Annotated in this window: 24 protein-coding genes, 1 other RNA gene and 2 pseudogenes; 16 read left to right on the forward strand and 11 right to left on the reverse strand. The window is 55.6% G+C overall.

Annotation, left to right across the window (positions count from 1 at the left end; genetic code table 11):
* Positions 1-14 precede the first annotated feature (14 nt).
* Positions 15-1,679, forward strand: a complete 1,665-nt coding sequence (locus R0I78_RS11650; protein ID WP_317075426.1) for an AMP-binding protein — start codon at positions 15-17, stop codon at positions 1,677-1,679.
* Between the two features lie 147 nt (positions 1,680-1,826).
* Here R0I78_RS11650 and R0I78_RS11655 read toward each other — a convergent pair whose 3' ends face one another.
* Both R0I78_RS11655 and R0I78_RS11660 read right to left on the reverse strand, forming a co-directional pair.
* Positions 1,827-2,750 (reverse strand): LysR family transcriptional regulator, encoded by a 924-nt coding sequence (locus R0I78_RS11655; RefSeq protein WP_317075427.1) that lies wholly within the window; start codon positions 2,748-2,750, stop codon positions 1,827-1,829.
* 50 nt (positions 2,751-2,800) lie between these two features.
* A complete protein-coding gene (locus R0I78_RS11660; RefSeq protein ID WP_317075428.1) occupies positions 2,801-3,490 on the reverse strand; it encodes a DUF2982 domain-containing protein in 690 nt (229 codons plus the stop codon).
* Between the two features lie 53 nt (positions 3,491-3,543).
* Here R0I78_RS11660 and nfsA point away from each other — a divergent pair, with 53 nt between their 5' ends.
* On the forward strand, positions 3,544-4,269 hold the full coding sequence (nfsA, locus tag R0I78_RS11665; protein WP_317075429.1) for an oxygen-insensitive NADPH nitroreductase: 726 nt from the start codon (positions 3,544-3,546) through the stop codon (positions 4,267-4,269).
* On the opposite strand, the gene R0I78_RS11670 is transcribed toward nfsA, so the two are convergent.
* Entirely contained in the window at positions 4,226-4,699 is a 474-nt protein-coding gene (locus tag R0I78_RS11670) for a universal stress protein (protein ID WP_317075430.1), read from the reverse strand. The two genes, nfsA and R0I78_RS11670, sit on opposite strands and share 44 nt — an antisense overlap.
* A 109-nt stretch (positions 4,700-4,808) precedes the next feature.
* Between R0I78_RS11670 and R0I78_RS11675 the strand changes: the two genes are divergently transcribed.
* The 4 genes from R0I78_RS11675 (at position 4,809) to R0I78_RS11690 (ending at position 6,366) form a co-directional block, all read left to right on the forward strand.
* Positions 4,809-5,009, forward strand: coding sequence for a hypothetical protein (locus tag R0I78_RS11675; protein ID WP_019935783.1), 201 nt, complete (start codon positions 4,809-4,811; stop codon positions 5,007-5,009).
* Positions 5,010-5,050: 41 nt separating this feature from the next.
* On the forward strand, positions 5,051-5,185 hold the full coding sequence (locus tag R0I78_RS11680) for a TIGR02808 family protein (protein WP_019935784.1): 135 nt from the start codon (positions 5,051-5,053) through the stop codon (positions 5,183-5,185).
* Between the two features lie 243 nt (positions 5,186-5,428).
* Positions 5,429-6,106, forward strand: coding sequence for a phosphohistidine phosphatase SixA (gene sixA / locus R0I78_RS11685; RefSeq protein ID WP_317075431.1), 678 nt, complete (start codon positions 5,429-5,431; stop codon positions 6,104-6,106).
* 47 nt (positions 6,107-6,153) lie between these two features.
* Entirely contained in the window at positions 6,154-6,366 is a 213-nt protein-coding gene (locus R0I78_RS11690; RefSeq protein ID WP_019935786.1) for a DUF1107 domain-containing protein, read from the forward strand.
* Between the two features lie 51 nt (positions 6,367-6,417).
* Here R0I78_RS11690 and smrB read toward each other — a convergent pair whose 3' ends face one another.
* Positions 6,418-6,942, reverse strand: coding sequence for an endonuclease SmrB (smrB, locus tag R0I78_RS11695; protein ID WP_019935787.1), 525 nt, complete (start codon positions 6,940-6,942; stop codon positions 6,418-6,420).
* 50 nt (positions 6,943-6,992) lie between these two features.
* On the opposite strand from smrB, the gene prmB reads away from it, so the two are divergent.
* The 5 genes from prmB to R0I78_RS11720 all read left to right on the forward strand — a co-directional run bounded on the left by prmB (position 6,993) and on the right by R0I78_RS11720 (position 11,066).
* Positions 6,993-7,913 (forward strand): 50S ribosomal protein L3 N(5)-glutamine methyltransferase, encoded by a 921-nt coding sequence (gene prmB, locus R0I78_RS11700; protein WP_317075432.1) that lies wholly within the window; start codon positions 6,993-6,995, stop codon positions 7,911-7,913.
* Positions 7,914-7,936: 23 nt separating this feature from the next.
* Positions 7,937-9,022 (forward strand): chorismate synthase, encoded by a 1,086-nt coding sequence (gene aroC, locus R0I78_RS11705; protein WP_317075433.1) that lies wholly within the window; start codon positions 7,937-7,939, stop codon positions 9,020-9,022.
* A 98-nt stretch (positions 9,023-9,120) separates the two neighbouring features.
* Positions 9,121-9,645, forward strand: coding sequence for an elongation factor P hydroxylase (locus R0I78_RS11710; RefSeq protein ID WP_317075434.1), 525 nt, complete (start codon positions 9,121-9,123; stop codon positions 9,643-9,645).
* A 9-nt stretch (positions 9,646-9,654) separates the two neighbouring features.
* The gene (locus R0I78_RS11715; RefSeq protein ID WP_317075435.1) at positions 9,655-10,788 is read left to right on the forward strand and encodes an ATP-NAD kinase family protein; all 1,134 of its coding nucleotides are present in this window, start codon (positions 9,655-9,657) and stop codon (positions 10,786-10,788) included.
* The gene (locus tag R0I78_RS11720) at positions 10,785-11,066 is read left to right on the forward strand and encodes a YfcL family protein (protein WP_019935792.1); all 282 of its coding nucleotides are present in this window, start codon (positions 10,785-10,787) and stop codon (positions 11,064-11,066) included. Before R0I78_RS11715 ends, R0I78_RS11720 begins: the two co-directional genes overlap by 4 nt.
* A 198-nt stretch (positions 11,067-11,264) precedes the next feature.
* Here the strand turns inward: R0I78_RS11720 and cysN are convergent, their stop codons facing one another.
* From cysN to cysD, 3 genes are all read right to left on the reverse strand, one after another.
* Entirely contained in the window at positions 11,265-13,184 is a 1,920-nt protein-coding gene (cysN, locus tag R0I78_RS11725) for a sulfate adenylyltransferase subunit CysN (protein ID WP_317075436.1), read from the reverse strand.
* A 54-nt stretch (positions 13,185-13,238) separates the two neighbouring features.
* Positions 13,239-13,598: a four helix bundle protein gene (locus tag R0I78_RS11730; protein WP_317075437.1), complete on the reverse strand. Its 360-nt coding sequence runs from the start codon at positions 13,596-13,598 to the stop codon at positions 13,239-13,241.
* Positions 13,599-13,724: 126 nt separating this feature from the next.
* On the reverse strand, positions 13,725-14,630 hold the full coding sequence (gene cysD, locus R0I78_RS11735; RefSeq protein WP_395535868.1) for a sulfate adenylyltransferase subunit CysD: 906 nt from the start codon (positions 14,628-14,630) through the stop codon (positions 13,725-13,727).
* A 114-nt stretch (positions 14,631-14,744) separates the two neighbouring features.
* Between cysD and R0I78_RS11740 the strand changes: the two genes are divergently transcribed.
* Both R0I78_RS11740 and ffs read left to right on the forward strand, forming a co-directional pair.
* On the forward strand, positions 14,745-16,472 hold the full coding sequence (locus tag R0I78_RS11740; RefSeq protein WP_317075439.1) for an SLC13 family permease: 1,728 nt from the start codon (positions 14,745-14,747) through the stop codon (positions 16,470-16,472).
* Between the two features lie 83 nt (positions 16,473-16,555).
* Positions 16,556-16,653: signal recognition particle sRNA small type (ffs, locus tag R0I78_RS11745), an RNA gene on the forward strand.
* 246 nt (positions 16,654-16,899) lie between these two features.
* On the opposite strand, the gene R0I78_RS14935 is transcribed toward ffs, so the two are convergent.
* Positions 16,900-17,040, reverse strand: coding sequence for a hypothetical protein (locus R0I78_RS14935; protein WP_395545928.1), 141 nt, complete (start codon positions 17,038-17,040; stop codon positions 16,900-16,902).
* 68 nt (positions 17,041-17,108) lie between these two features.
* Positions 17,109-17,810: pseudogene (locus tag R0I78_RS11750) on the reverse strand (IS5 family transposase).
* 456 nt (positions 17,811-18,266) lie between these two features.
* Between R0I78_RS11750 and R0I78_RS11755 the strand changes: the two are divergent.
* Positions 18,267-19,865 (forward strand): DASS family sodium-coupled anion symporter, encoded by a 1,599-nt coding sequence (locus tag R0I78_RS11755; RefSeq protein WP_317075440.1) that lies wholly within the window; start codon positions 18,267-18,269, stop codon positions 19,863-19,865.
* Between the two features lie 62 nt (positions 19,866-19,927).
* Here R0I78_RS11755 and R0I78_RS11760 read toward each other — a convergent pair whose 3' ends face one another.
* Positions 19,928-20,851, reverse strand: coding sequence for a LysR substrate-binding domain-containing protein (locus tag R0I78_RS11760; protein ID WP_317075441.1), 924 nt, complete (start codon positions 20,849-20,851; stop codon positions 19,928-19,930).
* 251 nt (positions 20,852-21,102) lie between these two features.
* Between R0I78_RS11760 and ttdA the strand changes: the two genes are divergently transcribed.
* Complete coding sequence (ttdA, locus tag R0I78_RS11765; protein ID WP_317075442.1) at positions 21,103-22,008, forward strand: L(+)-tartrate dehydratase subunit alpha; 906 nt, start codon at positions 21,103-21,105, stop codon at positions 22,006-22,008.
* Positions 22,005-22,613 (forward strand): L(+)-tartrate dehydratase subunit beta, encoded by a 609-nt coding sequence (gene ttdB / locus R0I78_RS11770; RefSeq protein WP_094038452.1) that lies wholly within the window; start codon positions 22,005-22,007, stop codon positions 22,611-22,613. The genes ttdA and ttdB overlap by 4 nt, the downstream gene beginning before the upstream one ends.
* Before the next feature lie 343 nt (positions 22,614-22,956).
* Here the strand turns inward: ttdB and R0I78_RS11775 are convergent.
* Positions 22,957-23,172: pseudogene (locus R0I78_RS11775) on the reverse strand (IS5/IS1182 family transposase); the annotation flags it as partial.
* Between the last annotated feature and the right edge of the window lie 143 nt (positions 23,173-23,315).

Below are 23,315 nucleotides of genomic sequence, written 5' to 3' on the forward strand. Positions count from 1 at the left end.
CAATAAGGAAACTTATGACTGCTTCCGATCGCACATTGCCATTACAAATGTTGTACCACTGGGCCGAGCAGCAGCCCGAGGCAATTTATCTGCGTCAGCCCAGGGCTGACGGCTGGCATGATCACAGCTGGAGTTCGGTCCTGGAAATGGCTGGCCGGCTGGTGTCCGGCCTGAGCAAGCTGGGCTTTGAGCCGGGCGATAAAATTGCACTGCTTTCCAAAAACTGTGCCGAATGGTTTATCTGTGATTTTGCCCTGCAAATGGGCGGTTACATCAGTGTGCCCATTTATCCTACTGCCGGTGCCGAAACCGTTCGCTATGTGCTGGAGCACAGTGAAAGTAAAGCGGTATTTATCGGCAAGCTCGACAACCCCGACACTCAGGAGCCGGGCATTCCCGAGGGAGTGATGCGCCTTGCCATGCCCTACGACACCAGCATGGAGACCCATCATCACTGGAGCAGCCTGCTGGTGCAGGATCCCATCGCAGAGAAACCCGTGCCTGAGGCCGGTGCCCTCATGAGCCTGGTGTACACCTCCGGCAGCACCGGCAAGCCCAAGGGCGTGATGATAACCCATGGTGCCTATGCCGCAGCCTGCCGGGGCATTCTGGAAAGCACGGGGCTTAACAAAGACGACAGGGCCTTTTCCTATCTGCCCCTGGCGCATATTACCGAGCGGGTTTATATCCTGGGCTCCAGCCTCTATGCCGGTGCGCAGGTAGGCTTTGCACACAGCCTGCCCACTTTTGTGGATAACGTAAAAACCATTTCACCCACAGTGTTTATTTCTGTGCCCCGGCTCTGGACCAACTTTCGCAGCGGCATTCTGGAAAAGCTGCCAGAAGCCAAACTGAAATTGCTGCTGCGCATTCCGCTGTTGTCGGGTCTGGTGAAAAAGAAAATTCAGGCCGGCCTCGGGCTCGACAAGGCCCGTATTCTGGGTTGCGGCTCGGCTCCCATTTCACCCTGGTTGTTGCGCTGGTATGAAAAGCTGGACATGCCCATCACCGAAGCCTGGGGCATGACCGAGAACCTGGCCTATTCCACCCTTAACTATCCGTTTCGTTCCGACAAAGTCGGTACCGTCGGCAAGGCCGGCGTGGGCGTGGAGATCCGCATTTCCGATGAAGGGGAAATTCTGTGCCGCTGTGAAGGCATGATGAGCGGTTACTATAAAGATGAAGAAGCAACCCAGGCAACATTGCGCGATGGCTGGCTGCACACGGGCGACCGGGGCAAGCTGGACGATGAAGGTTTTCTTACCATAACCGGCCGGCTGAAAGATGCCTTTAAAACCGCCAAGGGCAAATATGTGCTGCCGGTGCCCATAGAGGCCATGCTGATTGAAAGCAGCCTGGTGGAACAGGTGTGTGTGGTGGGCAGTGGTCAGGCGCAGCCCATGGCGCTGGTGCAGTTGTCGGAGCATGCCGCTGCGCAGAGCAAAGAGCAGCTGGCCAGTGAGCTGTCGGCGTGCCTGGGGCGGATTAACGGCCAGCTTGAAAGCCATCAGCGGCTGGGTGGCATTTTGCTGATTGATGAGTCCTGGACCGTAGAAAACGATATCTTAACGCCCACCCTTAAAATTAAGCGGCATTTGCTGGAGCAAGCCTATGCTGATCTCGATGAACGCTGGCCCAAAGGGCAGGCAGTGGTATGGGAAACAGAGCTGGCAAAATGATTATTCCAAAAATGGGATAATCACATAATTCGTTTTGCAAAATAACAGCTAATTAACCTCCTTGGCCTGTGATACCGTGTGTTCATAGCTTACAGAGATCTTTTGTTAGTGGAGTCGGGCAGATTTTTCTGCCCATTTTTTTGTCTGCTATTCCTGCTTTGTTTCCCCCATGGTTACCCAGGTTGATGCCAGCCGGTATCGCATATGTTGATCAATAAACTCAATAAACGCATTCAGCCGCACCGGTGCCAGCTCCCGATTGTGATACACCATATGAAATGGTCGTTTACCGCCCAGCCAGTCCGGTAACACCGGTTGTAACAAGCCTGCTTCTGTATAGTGAGCCACGTAATGACGGGGCACATTCACAATACCCAGCCCCTTGATGGCAGCCTTCACCGCTGACTGCATCTGATTAACCGATAGCCGGGCCACAGGTTTTAGGTGAAAGCGCCGGCCCCGGCTGTCGGTAAGCTGCCAGTTGCGATGAGGCCAGCACTGAATAATATGATGCTGATCCAGCTCTTCCGGATGGTTAAGCTCGCCTTTTTCGGCCAGATAACGGGGGGCGGCAAACAGGCCATATTGCACCTCGCCCAGCTGGCGTGAGCGCAGGGTGGAGTCGGGCAGCTCGCCGCTGAAAAACACCACATCCAGATCCGTATCCAGCAGGCTGGTGTAATCGTTACTTTGCAGCAGATCGATGCGTATTTGCGGATATTGCAGGCAAAATTCGGTAATGCCATCCATCAGAAAGGTATTGGAAATGGCGATGGGGGCGGCCACTTTAATCAGGCCGCTCATGGTTTGGGTTTGCCCCTGAATATCTCCGGTAACCTGTTCCATCTCGCTTAACAGCGGATTCAGCCGCTCATAGTAGCGCCGGCCTTCTTCCGTCAGCTGCAGCTTGCGCGTGGTGCGGCTGAGCAGTTTGCAGCCCAGCGCCTGCTCCAGGTTGGAAATGCGCCGGCTGAGGGTGGCAGTCGGCATGGCCAGCTGGGCGGCAGCATGGGAAAAACCGCCCTGTTGCACCACCTTTACAAACAGATACAGGGCATCAAGATGTTTCATGGGCACGCCTTAAGGAGAAAAGCGTTATTGTGCCTGCCGGCACGCCGCGATTAAAGCGCCACCGGCCCGGTGCCATGATAACGGCGCAGCAGCTGTACAAAATCGGCGGTGTCTCTGTCCAGACATGATTCATGCACCATTAAATCGTAGCCGTACAGTTCACGTAAATGACTCATACGGTGCCCCAGCATGGCAGCAAGGCCCTGATAATGACGGCCCGCTGCCGAACGGTAGTGAGTATCTTCTATCAGCCAGTCGTGCAGTTTGGCTCTGTCTATGGTGCCAAAGCGCACGCCCATGGCCAGCAAAGGGCGCTGATCTGTGAGCAGGTGCACAATCAGCCTTGGTGTCATCAGTGGTAAAAACTCATCATAATCGCGTATTTTAATGCCCACATAAGGCAGTGCGACCAAATCCAGGCCGCTGTTTACTCTGGGCTGATCCACCCGCACAATATTGCTCCAGTGCAGGCTCCAGCCGCCAATGCGATGATGAAAGTGTAAATTGTCTTCGCTGAGGGAAAAGCTGTATACCGGCTCGCGCAGCTTCAGCAGACCCAGTACCAGACAGACCAGACAAGCCAGCATTAAAAATATCAGCACCAGCTGAGCGCTGTGATTAAACCAGTAGAGCAGGGGAAGTAACAAGATGATGCCGGCAAGGCCAGCAGCAGCCAGGGCAGGACCATGGCGGCGGGACATGGGTTCAATATGCTGGGTTTGCTTCACGGTTGCTTCCATTCAGACGGCCTCAATGAGCATGATGATACACAGACCGAAAATGAAAGGTGAATATGACAACCACGATTGAATTGATGCGGGCACACAGATCCATTCGGAAATTTACTCAGGAAGCCATTACGCCTGAACAACGGAGTGCCATTATGGCCGCTGCCCAGTCGGCGTCCAGCTCCAGCTTTTTGCAGGCCTCCAGTGTGATTCGCATTACCGACACCGCCCTTCGTCAGCAAGTAATGGCACTGTGCGGCAATCAGGACTATGTGGGCAGCGCGGCTGAATTCTGGGTGTTTTGTGCCGATTTTCACCGGCATTTACATTGGGTGCCCAATGCCCGGACCGGCTTTGCCGAGCAGTTGCTGATTGGCGCTATTGATACCGCGTTAATGGGGCAAAATGCCCTGACAGCGGCCGAGTCGCTGGGATTGGGGGGTGTTTTTATTGGCGCAGTGCGCAATGAGCCGGTGGCACTGAGTGAGCTTTTGGGGCTGCCCAAAGGGGTTATTCCATTATTCGGGTTATGCCTGGGGCATCCTGATCAGGATCCTGAGCCAAAGCCGCGATTGCCGGCCAGCATGATGTTTATGGAAAATGGCTATCAGCCGGAGCACAGTGATGCTGTGATGGCCGATTATGACGCACAGGTGCGTCACTATTATCAGACCCGCACCGGTGGCAAGAAAGACACCAGCTGGACCGGGCAGATTGGGGAAACCCTGGCCAGAGAGGCACGGCCGTTTATGTTCGAGTTTCTTCAGCGCCAGGGGTTTTGTCTGAAGTAGGTGCGGCCAGTTTCACCACCAGCAGATCACAGTTGCTGATATCCATAAAGCCCACGCTGTTGGAAAACAGATGACCCCAAAAGCGGTGGTGGGGGCGATGACCGCAAATCAGCAAGCCGGCTTTGGTTTCCTTTACTGCCATGCGCACTGCCTGATGCAAATCGCCGGTAGGCAATGACACACTGGTTACCTGGTTTTGTGCCTCTTGCAGCAGCCGCATCAGTTCATGGCCGCTTTCCAGCCTCAGCTTCATTTTAAGCTGGGGCAGGCTCATGTTCAGCCCGCCCACATACACTCCGCTCAAATCCGGCTGAACGTGCACCAGGTGCAGGTCGGCACCATAATATTCCGCCAGCTCCGTGGCTCGTTGCAGCAAGGGGGTCTCTCTGGGATGCAGTTCCAGTGCAACCAAAATATGGCGGTAGGACATAATGATTTCTCTGTTCAGATTGGCTAAAGCATAGAAGATAGAGGATATTTCATATCCTGACAGCAGGTAAGGGCATGTGGTAATATTTTAGCCAGTCAGGAGGTTTTTTATGATGTTAGCCGTTTTCTTGCTGGCCCCTCTGAGCGGGCTGCTGTTTTATATTGCCGCACTGCAGAGTGCATTACCGCCGCGCCGCTGGGCCATGCTGGGGTGTTTGCTCGGGCCTGCCGTGCTGCCCATGTTTATGGCGCGCCGGCGCTGGTCTCTGGTGAGTGCACGCGGCTCGCGCTATGCCCTGATCAGGGCCTGATCTGCTACACTGTTGGCAAATTCGTTATCCGGAGCAAGCCTATGAGCGCAATGGAACAACTCATCTGGAACGTACTTGGCTATACCGCCATGCCCCTTATCTTTCTGTTTGGCTTTATTGCCGTGTCGGTGGTGGCCTGTGTGATCCTGATGTGGCTAGACAAGCGTAAGGGTTAACGTTTTGTTGACCAGGATCAACATCCTCAAATGATGGTGCAGTAACCTTGCCTTTGTTGGCGCCACGTCAACACGCTGAGTATCACCGGGGTGATCTCAGATTCTGGTTTCTGTTCACTCGTAATAATGAGAACTCGTTTAACTGGCCCTGACCGGCCAGTTTTTTTTGGCGTCATCAAAGTGTCATTGATCTGCTGCAATCTGTTTGCCGGCTGACTTTTAACCAGGCAGCACTTTAAATGAATGAATCTTGTCACCAGATTGTTCTATATATGTTATAAGGGTGCTAATCGGGGTGGCGAGATATGGCATGCGCAAAAAGTGAGCCGGATCCTTGAGCAACCAGATTTGCAGGGGTATGATGCCCGCCCTTTTCACGAGGCGGGTTCGCCTGAAGGTGAGGTGAAGATGAATATCTTTGTCATGCGTCATGGCCAGGCAGTGTCCCAGGCATCCACCGATGCCCTGAGACCGCTGACAGAGCATGGAGAAGAAGAAGTTTGTCATATGGCACAGTGGCTTGCGCAGCAGGTAGCATCCTTTGATCGCGTGCTGGTCAGCCCTTATGTGCGCAGCCGGCAAACCTGGCAGCAGGTGTCACGGTTTATTCCGGGAACCCGGATAGACTTTTGCGACGAGCTGATACCCAATGCTGATGCCGACATCACCGCCAGTCTCATTCTGGCTTATGCCGATGTTGAACAAAGCCAGAATCTGCTGGTCATAAGCCACATGCCCCTGGTTGGATTTCTTGTCGAAAGTCTGTGTCCGGCAACCATGGCACCGATTTTCGTCACTTCCGGTGTTGCCAAAATTACGCTGGAAAAAGGACATGGCGGCTTATTTAACTGGCTTGAAGGACCGCACAGTATTCGCCCCCATCGTCCACGGCCATGGCCGCTTTGCGGTTCCATGGGTTAACTAAAAACCAATAAATGAGCACGATATAAGTAAGGCAGAGGTGGAAAATGCGAATCTTTAATAACTATCAGCCTTTGTTGATTGCCAAACATGTAAAAACCTTTTTCAAGGGAAGGCTCTACATACATGGCCGTGGTGCCTATCACTACGCCAAAGGTCTGCTGATTATGCCCGAGCAGGCCGACGTTCAACATCGTAAAACGGTCAGTGAAATCAACCGTCTGATCAATCAGCTGAACTCATCGCAAGCCACCGCCTGATACAGGCACGGGATACAGGGGCCGGGCACATGTCCGGCCTTTTTGCATTTATTAACGTTCAGTCTGCAATAACACCAGCAAGGCCGCATCGCCGCCCCATTCCTTGGTGGCCTGATGAAAGGCAAGCACCTGAGGATGCTGGGCCAGCCACATGGGCAGCCGCTGTTTGAGAATATGCTTGCCGTGGCCGTGCATCACTGATACACAATTCACGTTCTGCCGGCGGGCGGCCAGCAGCAGTGCAGAGAGCTCCTGCTTGGCTTCTTCCTGGGTGAGGCCATGCAAGTCCAGAAACAGCTCAGGCACATAGTCGCCACGACGCAGCCGCTTCAGCTCAAAGGCTGAGGTATCGTCGGCGCGAAAGCGGGTGGGGCCGTCCTGATCCAGCCAGGGTTCATACAAGTCGGAAAACGGATGGGCTTCCGCCCTGTCCTTGCGCTCTGCTGTGCGCATGGCTTTCACCTTGACCGGCGAACGGTGCGGACTTATGGTATCCTGCTTCAATTTACGGACACCGCGCACCGCTTCCATGAACAGCGTTTTATCGTCGTTTGGGGGAGAAGATGAGGCGGTCATGTTTGCTTTTGTTACTCAAAAAACAGCCATTTTAACGAGGCGGAGGGGTTTTGGACACGCTTTTTAATGACGAGGCGCTCAACGAGCTGCACACCACAGGTGACTGGCTGCGATTTGCCGCCAGCCGCTTTCAGCAGGCCGGACTGTTTTACGGCCACGGCACCGACAACGCCTGGGACGATGCGGTGCAACTGGTGTTGCCGCTGCTGCACTTGCCTCTCGACTGTCCGCCCCAGGTGCGCGATGCCCGTCTGGTACCTGCTGAGCGCCGTATTTTGCTGGAGGCGATTCGTCGCCGGGTGCAAGAGCGCCTGCCCACGTCTTATATTACCAATACCGCCTGGTTTGCGGGCTATGAGTTTTATGTGGATGAGCGGGTATTGATCCCGCGCTCGCCCATTGCCGAGCTGATTGATACCCGTTTTGCGCCCTGGCTGGCCCATGAGCCTGCCCGCATTATGGACATGTGCACCGGCTCCGGCTGCATTGCCATTGCGCTGGCTCATGCCTTTCCTGAAGCGGAAGTGGATGCGCTGGATATTTGCCGGGATGCGCTGGATGTGGCGGAAATCAATATTCATAACCACGGTCTGGAGCAGCAGGTGATTCCCATCGAATCGGATTTGTTCTCGGCGCTGCCCGCCGGTGACAAATACGATCTGATCGTGGCCAATCCGCCCTATGTGGATGAAGAAGACATGAGCGACTTGCCTGACGAGTTTCAGCATGAGCCTGAGCTGGCGCTGGCATCCGGCCTTGACGGCCTCGACTTTACCCGCCGCCTGCTGGCCCAGGCCTGTGACTTTCTGACCGACGACGGCGTGCTGGTGGTGGAAGTGGGTAACAGCCAGGTGCACATGGACATGGCTTTTCCCGGGCTGCCCCTGTCCTGGGTGGAGTTTGAGCATGGCGGCCATGGTGTATTTGTGATCAGCCGGCGGGATCTGCTGGCACACCGGGATCAGTTTTAATTATCAAGTTGTAAGGAAAAATCATGGCAGGGAATAGTATAGGAACCCTCTTTCGCGTCTCCACCTTTGGCGAAAGCCATGGCCTGGCACTGGGTGCCGTGGTAGACGGCGTGCCTCCGGGGGTTGAACTGAGCGAGGCGGATCTGCAGCAGGATCTGGACCGGCGCAAGCCCGGCACCTCCCGCTTTACCACCCAGCGGCGGGAAGCCGATGAGGTGAAAATTCTGAGTGGCGTGTTTGAAGGCAAAACCACCGGCACCTCCATTGGCCTGCTGATTGAAAACACCGATCAGCGCTCCAAGGACTACTCCGCCATTAAAGACCTGTTCCGTCCGGGCCATGCCGATTACACCTATCATCAGAAATACGGCATTCGCGACTATCGCGGCGGCGGCCGCTCTTCCGCCCGGGAAACCGCCATGCGGGTGGCCGCCGGTGCCATTGCCAAAAAGGTGCTGGCGCAGTTTGGCGTGTCTGTTTATGCCCATCTTACTCAGCTTGGCCCCATCAAGGCCGAGGCTTTTGATGCCAGCGTCATTGAAACCAACCCCTTCTTTTTTGCCGACGCCGGTAAGCTGGACGCGCTGGATGAATACATGCGCGAGCTGAAAAAAGAGGGCAACTCCATCGGTGCCAAGATTCAGGTAGTGGCCACTGGTGTGCCTGTGGGTCTGGGCGAGCCGGTATTTGACCGTCTCGACGCCGATCTGGCTCATGCGCTGATGGGCATTAATGCGGTAAAAGGCGTGGAAATCGGTGACGGCTTTGACGTGGTGGAGCAAAAAGGCTCAGAGCACCGCGACGAGCTGACCCCGGAAGGCTTTTCCAGCAATCACGCCGGCGGCATTCTGGGCGGCATCTCCAGCGGTCAGGACATAGTGGCCAGCATAGCGCTTAAGCCCACTTCCAGCATTATGGTGCCGGGCAAGACCATTGATAAAGACGGCAATGCCACTGAAATGGTGACCCGCGGCCGTCACGATCCCTGTGTGGGTATTCGTGCCGTGCCCATTGCCGAGGCCATGATGGCCATGGTGCTGCTGGATCATCTGCTGCTGAACCGTGCCCAGAATGCCGGTGTAAATACCGGCACCCCTCAGCTGCGCTGATGTGTGCCCATTTTGGGCAAGGCGTGAGCTACCCCTCTTGTTTGCCTGCAGTCAGCGGGTAGAATAACGGCCCTGTAAAGGGCCGTTTTGATATATTTATGTCGTTTTGTTACCGGGACCTGATCTCCCTGTTTGATCAGACTTTTTACGCTTCCCATAACACGCGTCTGGAACGGGGTGATGACGAGCCCATCTATGTGCCGGCAAATGAGCACAGCGAGCATCATCGCATTGTGTTTGCCCATGGTTTCTTTGCCAGCGCCCTGCACGAAGTGGCGCACTGGCTGCTGGCAGGAGACGCCCGCCGGCAACAAGTGGATTATGGCTACTGGTATTATGCCGATGGCCGGGATGCCGAGGCCCAGGCGGCCTTTGAGCAGGTGGAAGTAAAACCCCAGGCCATTGAATGGGCGCTGTCGTTAAGCTGCGGTTTTCCTTTCAATGTGAGCTGCGACAACCTGGAAGGCACGGTTGAGCCGGATCGGCACGCCTTTCGTGAAAAAGTGCGTGATCAGGCGCTGCTGTATCTCGACACCGGTTTTCCGGCCCGGGCGCAGCTGTTTATGGCGGTGCTGCAAACGCACTATCAGCGTCAGCCGCTTACTGCCGCCGACTTTGTATAAGGAGCCATCATGTTCAGAATTGGTCTTATCATCAATCCGCTGGCGGGTCTGGGAGGCAGTGTGGGCCTTAAGGGCAGCGACGGCCTGGCCGCCGAAGCACTGGCCAGAGGAGCCGAGCCCAGAGCCCTGCAGCGCAGCGCCCTGGCGCTGGCCGAGCTGAGTGAGCTGAAAGACAGATTCTGCATTTATACCGTGGCCGGCGACATGGGCGAGACAGTATGCCGTGACCTGGCGCTGCCCTTTGAGGTTTGTCATCAGCCGTGTGAACCCACCACCGCCGACGACACTCGCGCTGCGGTGGCCAGCCTGGTGGAGCAGGGCATCGATCTGCTGCTGTTTGCCGGCGGCGATGGCACTGCCCGGGATATCTGCGCCGTGGCCCCGGAAAGCCTGTGTGTGCTGGGCATTCCCGCCGGGGTGAAAATTCATTCCGGTGTGTATGGCGTGACTCCCGCCGGCACCGGCCGACTGCTGACCAGACTGGTGCGCGGTGAGCCGGTGAGCCTGATGGAAGCCGATGTGATGGACATAGACGAAGCCGCGTTTCGTGAGGGCAGGGTACGTGCCCGCCGCTATGGTGAAATGCTTATTCCCGGTGAACTCAGTTATGTGCAGGCGGTCAAAGTGGCCGGCAAAGAATCCGTTGAGCTGGTGCTCACCGACATTGCCGACGATGTGATTGAGCGCATGGAAGAAGAGGACGACTGCTACTTCATTATGGGCTCGGGCAGCACGGTGGCGGCAGTGATGGAGCGGCTCGGCCTTGAGAGCACCCTGCTGGGGGTGGATCTGGTTTATCAAAAACAACTTGTTGCCTCGGATCTGGACGCCCAGGGCTTGTATGAACATATCAGGGACAAAAACTGCAAGCTGGTGATCACCCTGATAGGGGGCCAGGGCCATGTGTTTGGCCGCGGCAATCAGCAGCTTAGCCCGGCGGTGATCAGAGCCGTGGGGCGCGACAATATCTGGCTGCTGGCAACCAAGTCCAAACTCAGTTCACTGAACGGACGCCCGCTGCGAGTCGATACCAATGATCCCGATCTGGACCGCGAACTGGGTGGCCTGATGCGGGTGATCACTGGCTACCATGATGAAGTGCTGGTACGGGTAGCAAACCCGGAATACGAGGCAAATGAATGAACATTTTTGAATTTGAACAGCGTCTGCTGCAGGAAATTGATGGCAAGGTAGCCGAAGCCACTGAAGATCAACTGTTCGCCGGCGGCTATTTGCGCGGGCATATTACTCTGGCCGTGGCCCAGAGCGAAATTGCCGGTCGCAATCATATACGCGATGTAAAAGCGCGGGTAAAAACCAGTCTGAATCAGGCCATTCTCAGCGGTGAACTGAATGATGACGATCAGAAACTGGTGCTGAATTACTGGAACGAACTGCTGGCCAAGACAGAAGCGGCTTAATACACAGCCTTAAGCTTTAAGCGATCAGCTGTAAGTCGTCCGGCATTGTCTGCGAGTACTGTGCTGTATCTGTGGGTTATTATTCAAAATGAAAGGACTCCGGTGAAAGCCGGAGTCCTTTTTTATCTGGTAATCACAACCGTGGCTGGAATGTTGAGACTCGTCCCAACCTACCAACTGATGGCTGACAGCTGGCTTTTAGATAGACCAGTCACCGCCGCCGATAATGCCTTTTTCCGTCAGCAGTTCAATCACCGCATCCGCTGCCTCATCGGCGCTCATGGCGGTGGTGTCGAGGCGGATTTCCGGGTTCTCGGGCTGCTCATAGGCAGAGTCGATGCCGGTGAAGTTCTTCAGCTCGCCGCGGCGGGCTTTTTTATACAGGCCCTTCACGTCACGCTCTTCCGCTACGTTCAGCGGGGTGTCCACGTGTACTTCAATGAACTCACCCTCTTCCAGCATTTCCCGGGCCAGACGACGCTCGGCGCGGAACGGCGAGATAAAGGCGGTCATCACCAGCAGGCCGGCGTCCACCATCAGCTTCGACACTTCCGCCACCCGGCGAATGTTTTCTACCCGATCGGCATCGGTAAAGCCCAGGTCTTTATTCAGGCCGTGGCGCACGTTGTCGCCGTCCAGCAGGTAGGTGTGGTTGCCCAGCGCGTGCAGCTTTTTCTCCACCAGGTTGGCAATGGTGGACTTGCCGGCACCGGACAGGCCGGTGAACCACAGCACCGCCGGCTTCTGGTTTTTACTCAGGGCACGGGCGTCTTTGTTCACATCCACATGTTGCATGTGAATATTCTGGCTGCGGCGCAGGGAGAAGTTCAACATGCCGGCGGCGACCGTGTTGTTGCTCAGCCGGTCAATCAGAATAAAACCGCCGGTGTCCTTGTTGCTCTGGTAGTCATCAAAGGCAATGGCCCGGTCCAGGCTAAGATTGCACACCGCAATGCCGTTTAAATCCAGCTTCTTGGCGGCCATGTGCTCCAGAGTGTTCACGTTCACCTGATATTTAATATCGGTAATGGTGGCGGTCACGGTTTTGGTGCCGATTTTCAGCAGATAGGGGCGGCCGGGCAGCAGGGCGTCTTCATGCATCCACACCAGGGTGGTTTCAAACTGATCGGCGGTGGCAATGGGATCCTCGGTAGTGGAGATCACATCACCGCGGGAAATATCAATTTCATCCGCCAGGGTCAGGGTCACCGACTGGCCGGCCACGGCCTGCTCCAAATCGCCGCCGTGCACCACAATGCGCGCCACCGTGCTTTCCTTGCCGGACGGCAGCACGCGAATGCGGTCACCGGGCTGGATTACGCCGCTGGCAATGGTGCCGGAGAAGCCACGAAAGTCCAGGTTGGGGCGGTTCACCCACTGCACCGGCAGACGGAAGGGCGCGCGCTGCATGCGGGTGTCGTCCACTTCCACGGTTTCCAGGTAGCCCATCAGGGTGGTGCCGTGGTACCAGGGCATGTTCGGGCTGGGCTCAACAATGTTATCGCCCTTGAACGCCGACAGCGGAATATAAGTAATGCTCTCAAGGTTCAGTTGCTCAGCAAACTGCGCGTACTCTTCCTTGATGCGGTTAAAGGTCTCTTCCGCGTAGTTCACCAGATCCATCTTGTTGATGGCCACCACAATATGACGAATGCCCAGCAGTGACATCAGAAAGCTGTGACGGCGGGTCTGGGTAAGAATGCCTTTACGCGCGTCCACCATCAGAATGGCGGCATCGGCAGTAGAGGCACCGGTCACCATGTTGCGGGTGTACTGCTCGTGCCCGGGAGTGTCGGCCACAATGAACTTGCGCTTGTCGGTGGAGAAAAAACGATAGGCCACGTCAATGGTAATGCCCTGCTCGCGCTCGGCGGCCAGGCCGTCCACCAGCAGGGCAAAGTCGATCTCTTCCCCCTGAGTGCCGTACTTTTTGGAGTCGGCCTCCATGGCCGCCAGCTGATCTTCAAACAGCATTTTGGACTCAAACAGCAAACGCCCAATCAGGGTGCTCTTGCCGTCATCCACGCTGCCGCAGGTAATAAAGCGCAGCAGACTCTTCTGTTCGTGCTGTTTGAGGTATTGTTCGATATTACTTTCTATCAGAGATGACTGATGCATCTTATATATCCTTCAGAGCTATATGCCATAAGCTGTATGCTGTATGTCAAAGCCTCAGCTTACGGCGTTTTGTTCGTCACTCAGGGTGGTGATGAGCCCGTGCAACATGGCTGAAATATCACGGGTTTCCTGCAACCACTGCCGACCCTGTTGCTCGCTGATATAGCCAATTTCGATGCCGATATAAACCTGGGTGCGCAGCTCGGCGCATGAACCCCTGGCGATCACCAAAAAATGGCGTTTGTCCTTGTTGGTGAAACGTGACATGCCTTCGGCAATATTGCTGGGAATGGACAGGCCCGAACGCGTAATTTGGTCGCGAAACCCAAAATCTCGCAGTTCTTTTAATGCCAGATATAAATCAGCGGATAACCTCGCCGACTTCTTCCACACCTGCAATTTTTCAAAATTCATCACGTCCCCTAAGCTGCGGTCTATAGCAATGCATACAGGTTAGACGCATTGCCTACATTCAGCGTCGGGCTACTTACAGCTGACAGCATAAAGCTTACAGCTGAAGGTTACTTCTGACGCGAAGCGTCAGAAGTAACCTTCCTGTTTTTTCTTCTCCATCGACGCGGCGGAGTCGTGGTCGATCATGCGGCCCTGACGCTCGGACGTTTTGGTCAGCAGCATTTCCTGAATAATGTCGGGCAGGGTGGCGGCGGTAGACTCCACCGCGCCGGTGAGCGGGTAGCAGCCAAGGGTGCGAAAACGCACACTTTTCATCATGGGCACTTCGCCGTCTTTCAGCGGCATGCGCTCGTCATCCACCATGATCAGGGTGCCGTCGCGCTCCACCACCGGGCGCTCGGCGGCGTAATACAGGGGCACGATGGGAATGTTCTCGAGGTGAATGTATTGCCAGATGTCCAGCTCGGTCCAGTTGGACAGCGGAAACACCCGAATAGACTCGCCCTTGTGCTTGCGGGCGTTGTACTGCTTCCACAGCTCGGGGCGCTGGTTTTTCGGGTCCCAGCGGTGCTGCTCGGTGCGGAAGGAGAAAATACGTTCCTTGGCGCGAGACTTCTCTTCATCGCGGCGGGCACCACCAAAGGCGGCATCAAAGCCGTATTTGTCCAGTGCCTGTTTCAGACCTTCGGTCTTGGTGATGTCGGTATGAATGGCGGAGCCGTGAGTAAAGGGATTAATGTCTTTTTCAATGGCTTCCGGGTTCACGTGCACCAACAGATCCATGCCCAGTTTTTTGGCCATGTAGTCGCGAAACTCGTACATTTCACGGAACTTCCAGCGGGTGTCTACATGCAGCAACGGAAACGGCGGCACGGAAGGGTAAAACGCCTTCATGGCCAGGTGCAGCATCACGGCGCTGTCTTTGCCAATGGAATAAAGCATGACCGGGTTGTCGGCCTCGGCCACCACTTCCCGCATAATGTGAATACTTTCGGCTTCCAGCCGTTGCAGGTGCGTCAGATTCATAGTGATACTGTTCTCGCCTTTGGATTATGCTAATAACAAAATGTTATAGATATTCTATGTATCCAGTTTATTTGATATATGCGTACAATGATACCCCTGCTAAAGAGCGAGTGGTTATATATGTCAGCATATTTGGTATTAGCATCTGTCGGCGTCTTGCTGGCGTTACTGATCCACGGCCGGATCAAGCCGGCTGTATTATTCAGTGGCTGGGCAGTGGGCTATGTGATTTTTGGTGTTATCAGCGAGCAGGCCATGCTGACCAGCTTTTCCAACCCAGCGCTGATCACCCTGCTGGTGCTGATGCTGGTGTCACTGGCACTGGAGCGTTCGCCACTGCTGGAGCGGCTGTCAGATTCTTTGCTGCAGGGCAGAGAGTGGCAGGCCAGCCTGCGGCTGATGGGGCTGACTGCCGGCTTGTCGGCGTTTCTGAACAATACCGCCGTGGTGGGATCCTTGCTTGGCGTCATTTCCCGCCAGCGTCATATTCCCGCCTCGCGCCTGCTTATTCCGCTGTCATTTGCTTCGATTCTGGGGGGCATCACTACCCTGATTGGCACCTCCACCAACCTGGTGGTGAACTCCTTTGTGGTGAATGCCGGATTGCCGGCATTGGGCATGTTTGAATTCACTCTGGTAGGACTGCCAGTAGCGCTCTTGTGCCTGCTGGGCCTGCTGTTCAGCAGGCGGCTGTTACCGTCACATCAGCAACAGGGCAGTGAATGCACTCACTCTTATTTCCTGGAAGCCCGGGTGGAAGCCGGCTCGCCGCTGGTGGGAATGAGCATTGAGCATAACGGTTTGCGCCGGCTTAACGGTTTATTTTTGCTGGAAATTGCCCGCAATGACCGGCTGATAAGTCCCGTTTCTCCCGATGAAGTGCTGGAAGCGGATGATGTGCTGGTATTTACCGGTGAAGTGGAAAAAGTGCAGGCGCTGCAGCAGTTTTCCGGCCTGCAGCTGTTTGGCAACGGCGTAGACCGGCTGCTGGCGTCCAACCTGGTGGAGGTGGTGATTTCCAACGAGTCTGAGCTGGCCAACCGCACCCTGCAGGAAGTGGACTTTCGCACCATGTTCAATGCCGGTGTAGTGGGTATTCGCCGTGGCGGCAGGCGGCTGTATGGCACCCTGGGTAAAATTCCGCTGCGGGTAGGAGACAGCATGCTGTTGGCGGTGGGGCCGGACTTTAAACAACACCGCAATCTGGACCGTAACTTTCATCTGCTCAGTAACAGCCTGCAGCGCCCCAAACTCAGCATGAAGCAGAGTCTGTTAGCCTTCAGCGGCTTTGGACTGGTCATTGGTCTGGCAGCGCTGGGGCTGCTGCCGCTGCTGAACGGTCTTTTGTTACTGCTGGCGGCATTGTTGCTGAGCCGGGTTCTTACACTGTCAGAGCTGCGCCGGCGTTTTCCTTTTGAGCTGATGATGGTGATTGGCTCAGCGCTGACTGTGGCCAAGGCGCTGGAAAGCTCAGGGGCGGCAGAGCTGGTAGCAGATGTTATGCGCTCTCTGTTTAACGGTTATGGTGTGATGGGCGCGTTTGTGGGGGTGTATCTTATTACTTTGTTACTGACCGAAACCGTTACCAACAATGCCGCTGCGGCCCTGGCGTTTCCCATTGGCTTATCGACTGCTCATGGGTTTGGTGTGGATCCCATGCCCTTTGTTATGGCGGTAGCTTTTGGAGCCAGCGCCTGTTTTCTGGTGCCTTTTGGCTATCAGACCCACCTGATGGTCTATTCGCCGGGCCGTTACCGGGTTATCGATTATATTAAAACCGGACTGCCCATCAGTCTGCTTTACAGCGCCGGTGTGCTGGTACTGATACCGCTGTTTTTTCCGTTCTAACGGCGAATAAAACCGCAGTCGGTTCACAGGCGGTTGCATTGAAAGGCCGTTTTGCTACACTGGCTTGGCTTCGATGGTGGCCCCGTTGGTCCTCCCGCATCGAAACCTTGTCTACCTGGTCAGGCCCGGAAGGGAGCAGCCACGGCAAGGACCTTCGAGTGCCGGGATGTGGCTGGCGGGCGCCACCTCCAATTCCGTATTGATGTCGCTTTTACCATAAGTTGACAAATCTTCACACTAAGCTGACAAAATTTGTACCATAAGGTGACATAGCCTACTTTTATTGTACTATTACAGTAAATGATGGTACTGCCTATGTATAGGCGTCGGTTGAAACACTCCTCAATTAAGAATATCTTCCGTTTTGCTAGGGCGCTGTTGATCAAATCAGAGCCGGAGCAAGCTGTCCCTACTGGTCTTTGCGCCCTTAACAGGCCGGCTGGCGAACAGACATACCGAGCCCGGTGACCTTGTTCATTACCTTCACGCCGGCCAGAATTTCGCCGACCTGACCGTTGTAGTTACGCAGGCTGAGTTTGGGGCTCACCAGCTGTTTGTAACGGGACATTGCCGTTTCTGCCAGCGACCGCTGATGATAACCAGAGGCTCGTTTCCATTCGGACAAGTCCCCTGATTTCAGTGCCGTGACCGCCTCGTTTCTCGGATGCCCTTCTTCCCAATAGCCCGCATTCTTACGGGGTGGGATGGTCGCTTTGCTGCCTTTTTGAGCAGGAATTGATGACATTCCCGGGTATCGTAAGCGCCATCGCCCGACACCTGATGTAACCGACGCCGAAGCGGTTTGGGCAAGGTCGGCAAGATCTCACTGTCTGCCACGTTTCCAGGCTCACTTCGGCGGCAATGACTTCGTGACTACAGGCATCAACGGCCAGGTGCAACTTGCGCCAGACCCGGCGTTTATCCTTGCCATGCTGACGCTGTTTCCATTCACCTTCACCGAACACCTTCAATCCGGTGGCGTCGATAACCCGGTGGGTGACTGCCCCTTTACTGGGCAAGCGGTACTTCACGTTCACCGTCTGGACGCGCTTGCTGATGCTGCTGTAACCGGGCGAGGGGTATGTCCATCAGTTGGAAAATGGAGCTGATGAACCCATCCAACGCCCGTAACGGCAACCCGAAGAAGGCCTTGAGCGATAGCGCCGTTTCAACGGCGCTATCGCTGTAGTGGAAGCCACGTCCACGGCGGCCATGATGCTGATGGCAATGCCATTGCTCGATGGCTTGCTCATCCATCCAGAAGGTCAGTGAACCGCGATTGACCAAGGCCCGGTTGTACTGTCGCCAGTTACTGATGTTGTGCCGTACTTTGCCCATCTGTCTGCTCCCGAGTCCGTTCGTCAGGAGATCAGGTCATGGGTGCGACAGATAGTTCCCTGATTTAGGAAACAACGTCGTTCACCGGGAGAAAAGAATACGCTAACGCCTTGCCTGGAGCCTGGCCGGATTGCTGACGCTGCTGCGGAGTAAGCTGGCTGAAGATATTTCGTCTTGTAAAAACAGTCTTAACACATTTCTGTTGGTTAGTGCATGAACTATTGAATTCATTTCAATAGTGAAGTGAATGCACGTTAATCCATTACTTCTCACAGGGAGTTACATTAACAGTCCGTTAACAGTGGTTTATTGCTGAAGTGAAAAGTGAACGGTAAGAAAGGTATAGGGAGTCATCACTATATCCCACGGGCGCTGTTGCTGTGGGCACTGTTTTTATGCCAATGGAAATAGCTGAAAGGGCTTTATCGGCCCAAACAGAAAAGGGAGTTATCGGCCATGTCATCCGTCAGGACATTCTGGAATCAAATGTGGGCTTGGAACGATCAGGCCAAAAAAACGCTGAGGTTTATTCTCACACTGGGGTTGAGTCCGGGTAATCAGGATTCGGCCTCGGACAATAAAAGATTGAGGAGTTACAGTAACGCGCAATATATGGGGCTGCTGATGGGGCCGGCCCTGTTCTTTATTATCAATGCCTTTTTCGCGCCGGCAGGCATGTCGGCCGAGGCGGTGGCGGTATTGGCCATCGTGGCTTGGGTGGCGACCTGGTGGATAACGGAAGCCATTCCCATTCCGCTCACTTCCCTGCTGCCGCTGATCCTGTTCCCGCTGATGGGCGTGATGAAGACGGGCGCGGTGTCCGCCTCCTACGGCGATCCGTTGATCTTCCTGTTCGTGGGCAGCTTCATGATGGCGCTGGCCATGGAAAAATGGAACCTGCACCGCCGGGTCGCGCTCGGCATCATTTCCTTCATCGGCACCAACCCGAACATGATTATCCTCGGGTTCATGACGGCCACCGCCTTTCTGTCGATGTGGATTTCCAACACCGCCACCACCATGATGATGGTGCCCATGAGCCTGGCGGTCACCAAACACATTGCCGACTCTATCCAGAAAAACAGCCCCGGAACCGACACCACGCCCGGCAACTTTCCCTTCGGCACGGCGATGATGCTGGGCACCGCCTATGCGGCCACCATCGGTGGTTTCGGTACCCTGATCGGCGCCCCCGCCAACACCATACTGGCGGCCACCGTCAAGAAGCTGTACGACGTGGAGATCTCCTTTGCCCAGTGGCTGCTGTTCGGCATTCCGCTGGTGGCCATCCTGATCCCGCTGATCTGGCTGTACCTGGTCAAGATTGCCTTTCCGATGAAGGTCAAGCATCTCCCCGGTGGCGTGGAAGTGATTAAAAAGGAGAAGAAGGAACTGGGCAAAATGAGCTTCGAGGAAGCCGTGGTGCTGGCGGTGTTCTCGCTGGTCGCCCTGGCATGGATAACCCGCAGCTTCGTGCTCAAGGCCCTGATCCCTGGCATCGACGACACCATCATCGCCCTGTGCGGCGCCTTCGTGCTGTTTATCCTGCCGGCCAGGAACGCCGTCGGCAATATCCTGGACTGGGACACGGTGAAGAAGCTGCCCTGGGGAATACTGTGGCTGTTCGGCGGCGGCCTGGCCATTGCCGGCGGTATCACCAGCTCCGGCCTGGATCAGTGGATAGGCGGGCAACTGGTCAACTTCACCGAGGTGCCGCTGTGGCTGACCATAGCACTGATCGTGGGAGTGATCACCCTGCTCACCGAGTTCACCTCCAACACCGCCACCGCCACCATGGTGTATCCCATCGTGGCCGCCGGGGCCGCCGCCCTGGGCATGGATCCCATCATCCTGATGGTGGCGGCCTGCATGGGGGCGACCTTCGCCTTTATGTCGCCGGTTGCCGCGCCGCCCAACGCCATCGTGTTCGCGACCGGTTACCTGAAGATAGGTACCATGGTCAGGGCCGGGATATGGCTGAACCTGCTCGGCGTGGTGTTCTCGGTGATCATCATCTCGTACCTGGTGCCGCTTATCTTCGGCGGCATGCTCTGAGCTTCGGGCCGGTGATATAAAATGACGAAGGGCGGCAAGGGATGCCGCCCTTTTTTCGTTGCCTACCAGATGGAAGGGGTTTCATCCCGCTGCTGCCTTTCCGGCAGGAAGGATTCCTGCAAATAATCGAGAAAGGCCACGACCTTGGCCGAGATGTTCAGTTTTTCCAGGTAAACCGCGTAAATGTCCGCCGGCGGGGTGGCGTAGTCCTCCAGCACCAGCTCCAGCCTGCCGCTGCGCAGGTAGCGGGTCAGATCCCATTCCGCCCGCATCAGGATCCCGTGGCCGTCCAGGGCCCACTTGAGCGCCACTTCGCCGTCGTTGGTGCTGGCCTTGCCGCTGACCCGGATGTTTTCGGTCTTGCCGTCCTTGGACAGCCGCCACAGGCCGTAAGTGGCGTCGTTTTGCCGCAGCACGATGCACTGGTGCCCAGACAGCTCGGCGGCCGTGGCCGGCCGGCCATGTTGCTTGAGGTAGCCGGGGGCGGCGCACAACAGGCGGCGATTGGCGGCGATTTTCCTGGCGATCAGCCGGGAGTCGGGGATCTCGCCGAAGCGGATGGCGATGTCGATGGCCTCGTCGGGCAGGTTGATGGGCCTGTCGGTCAGCTTCAGCTGTATTTCCACCTCGGGATAGCGCTGCATGAATTCGGAGGCCACCGGGGCGATGTAGGAGCGGCCGAAGCCGAGCGGCGCATTGATGCGCAGCAAGCCCCTGGGGGTGGTGCGGCTGTGGGCAACCAGCCCTTCCATATCCGCGATGTCCGTCAGTATCCGCTGGGCGTGGTGCAGGTAGATCTCGCCTTCGTTGGTCAGGCTGATCCTGCGGGTGGTCCGGTTCAGCAGCCGCACCCCCAGCCGGTCTTCCAAGCCCGACAGCCGCTTGGTCACGGCGGAGGGGGTGACGTTCATCTCCCGGGCGGCGGCGGCTAGGCTGCCGGCCTTGGCCAGCAGGACGAAGAAGCCCAGCTCGGAAACTTGGTTCATTATTATTAACCTCAAGGAAAGAATGAAGTGAGCCCTAATCAACCTCAACATTTGATTAACAGCTTACAATGCAATTGTACCATATGCACAACCCTTGAATAGAAAAGGGATAACAACAGGAATATGGAACCGATACGGAAAGAACATATTACCTTTGTACCTGGAATAAATTCAAACGACGAGCCTCTTGTCTTTATTTTGGACAAGCCGACAGGAAGTTATTATTTCTGAACAAGAAGAGGACTGCCCCAATGAGATTAAATCATGACGAAGCCGTAGGTAAATTGACCGATGTCATCGCCAAGTTTACCAGCTATATCGGCAAGCGCCTGCCGACGGATGTAAAAGAAAAGCAGGCCGAGCTGAGAAAGAAAGAAACCAATCCGCTGGCCATCGCCATTTTCGATACCATGGCGGAGAACCAGGATGCCGCCGACAAGCTGAATAGACCCAGCTGTCAGGATACCGGTGTGATTCAATATTTCCTTACCATCGGCGCCAAGTTTCCCTATTTGGGTGAACTCGAAGACATATTGCGCAATGCCACCATTGAGGCGACTCGAATTGGACCGTTACGGCACAATGCAGTGGAAACCTTTGATGAAAAGAATACCGGCACCAATGCCGGATCCAAGATTCCCTGGCTGGACTGGGATATCGTACCCGGCGATGACAGCGCGACCATTGAAGTGTATATGGCCGGTGGCGGCTGCACCCTTCCCGGATCTGCCAAGGTATTGATGCCCGGTCAGGGATATGAAGGCGTGGCCGAGTTCGTGTTCGATGTGATCACCTCCCGCGGAATCAATGCCTGCCCGCCCTTGCTGGTCGGCGTCGGGGTGTCCACCTCGGTGGAAACGGCGGCGCGGCTGTCCAAGAAGGCCATACTGCGTCCGGTGGGCAGCAAGAACGCCAACGACAACGCCGCGCTGATGGAAGAGCTGCTGACCGACGGCCTCAACGAGATCGGCATCGGTCCCCAGGGCCTGACCGGCAACACCAGCGTAATGGGGGTCAACATCGAGTCCTCCGCTCGCCATCCTTCCACTATCGGGGTGGCGGTGTCCACCGGCTGCTGGGCGCACCGTCGCGGCACCATTCGCTTCAATGCCGACCTGTCGTATGAAGTCTTGTCACATCAAGGAGTTGTGTTATGAAAAAAGTACTGACTACCCCCATCAGAGACGAAGATCTCGAGTCCCTCAACGTGGGCGACGTGGTGTACCTGACCGGTCAGTTGGTAACCTGCCGTGATGTGGCGCACCGGCGGCTGATCGAGCTCAAGCGCGAGCTGCCGGTCGATCTGAAGGGCGGCGCCATTTTCCATGCCGGCCCCATCGTCCGGGAAAAGGAAGACGGCGGCTTTGAGATGGTGTCCATCGGCCCCACCACCAGCATGCGCATGGAGAAGTTCGAGAAGGCCTTTATCGAGCAGACCGGCGTCAAGCTGATTGTCGGCAAGGGCGGCATGGGCGAGGAGACGGCCCAGGGCTGCCTCGAGCACAAGGCGGTGCACGCGGTGTTCCCCGGCGGCTGCGCCGTGGTGGCGGCCACCAAGGTCGAGGCCATAGAGCGTGCTGAATGGCAGGATCTGGGCATGCCGGAAACGCTGTGGGTCAATCGTGTCAAGGAATTCGGCCCGCTGATCATCTCCATCGACACCAAGGGCAATAACATCTTCGAGCAGAACAAGGCCCGCTTCAACGAGAAGAAAAAACCGGTGCTAGAAAAAATCTACGAGCAAGTCCGCTTCATTAAATAGTGCAACAGAGTGATAGGGCTCGGTATTTGAGGTGTCAGGTCGGTATATGCTTATATCAGGGCTAAAAGCGACGTTCGGATATACAAGGTTTGTACGCTGTGCGGGGGCTCAGTGTACATACCGGAATTATTTGGTTGTGGCCGAGGTCTCGAAACAGTTATAGAACCACTTGTCATATTGGATACCGGGCCCATCCCTAGTAGAAAAATTACGTACACTTTGTTTATTCCATAATTTGAGTCGATTGGCTTACATTTCTCTGTGTCAGGTATCCTGATAGGCGCAGTTGATCGGCGTTGTTAATCAGAGTCGGAGCAGCCTGTCCCTACCGGGCTTGGCGCCCTTAATTGACCGGCTGGCGAACAGGCATACTGAGTCCTATGACTTTGTTCATGACCTTCACGCCAGCCAGGATTTCGCCGACCTAGCCATTGTAGTTACGCAGGCTGAGCTCGGGGCTCACCAGCTGTTTGTAACGGGATATTGCCGTCTCTACCAGCGACCGCTGATGATAGCCAGAGGAACGTTTCCATTCGGACAAGTCCCCTGATGTCAGTGCAGTAAGCCGCCTGAATAACATATGTTCAGCATGAGGCATGTTATACAGCTGAACACCTGATATGAAGGCTGAACCGTCAGGTGAGTGATATGGTTAATTTACACCTCGAGAGTGGGCGGTATAGAGATCCATGTCACTTTATG

Origin of the sequence: Oceanimonas sp. CAM02, assembly GCF_032842915.1 — a bacterium.
Lineage (GTDB): Bacteria > Pseudomonadota > Gammaproteobacteria > Enterobacterales > Aeromonadaceae > Oceanimonas > Oceanimonas smirnovii.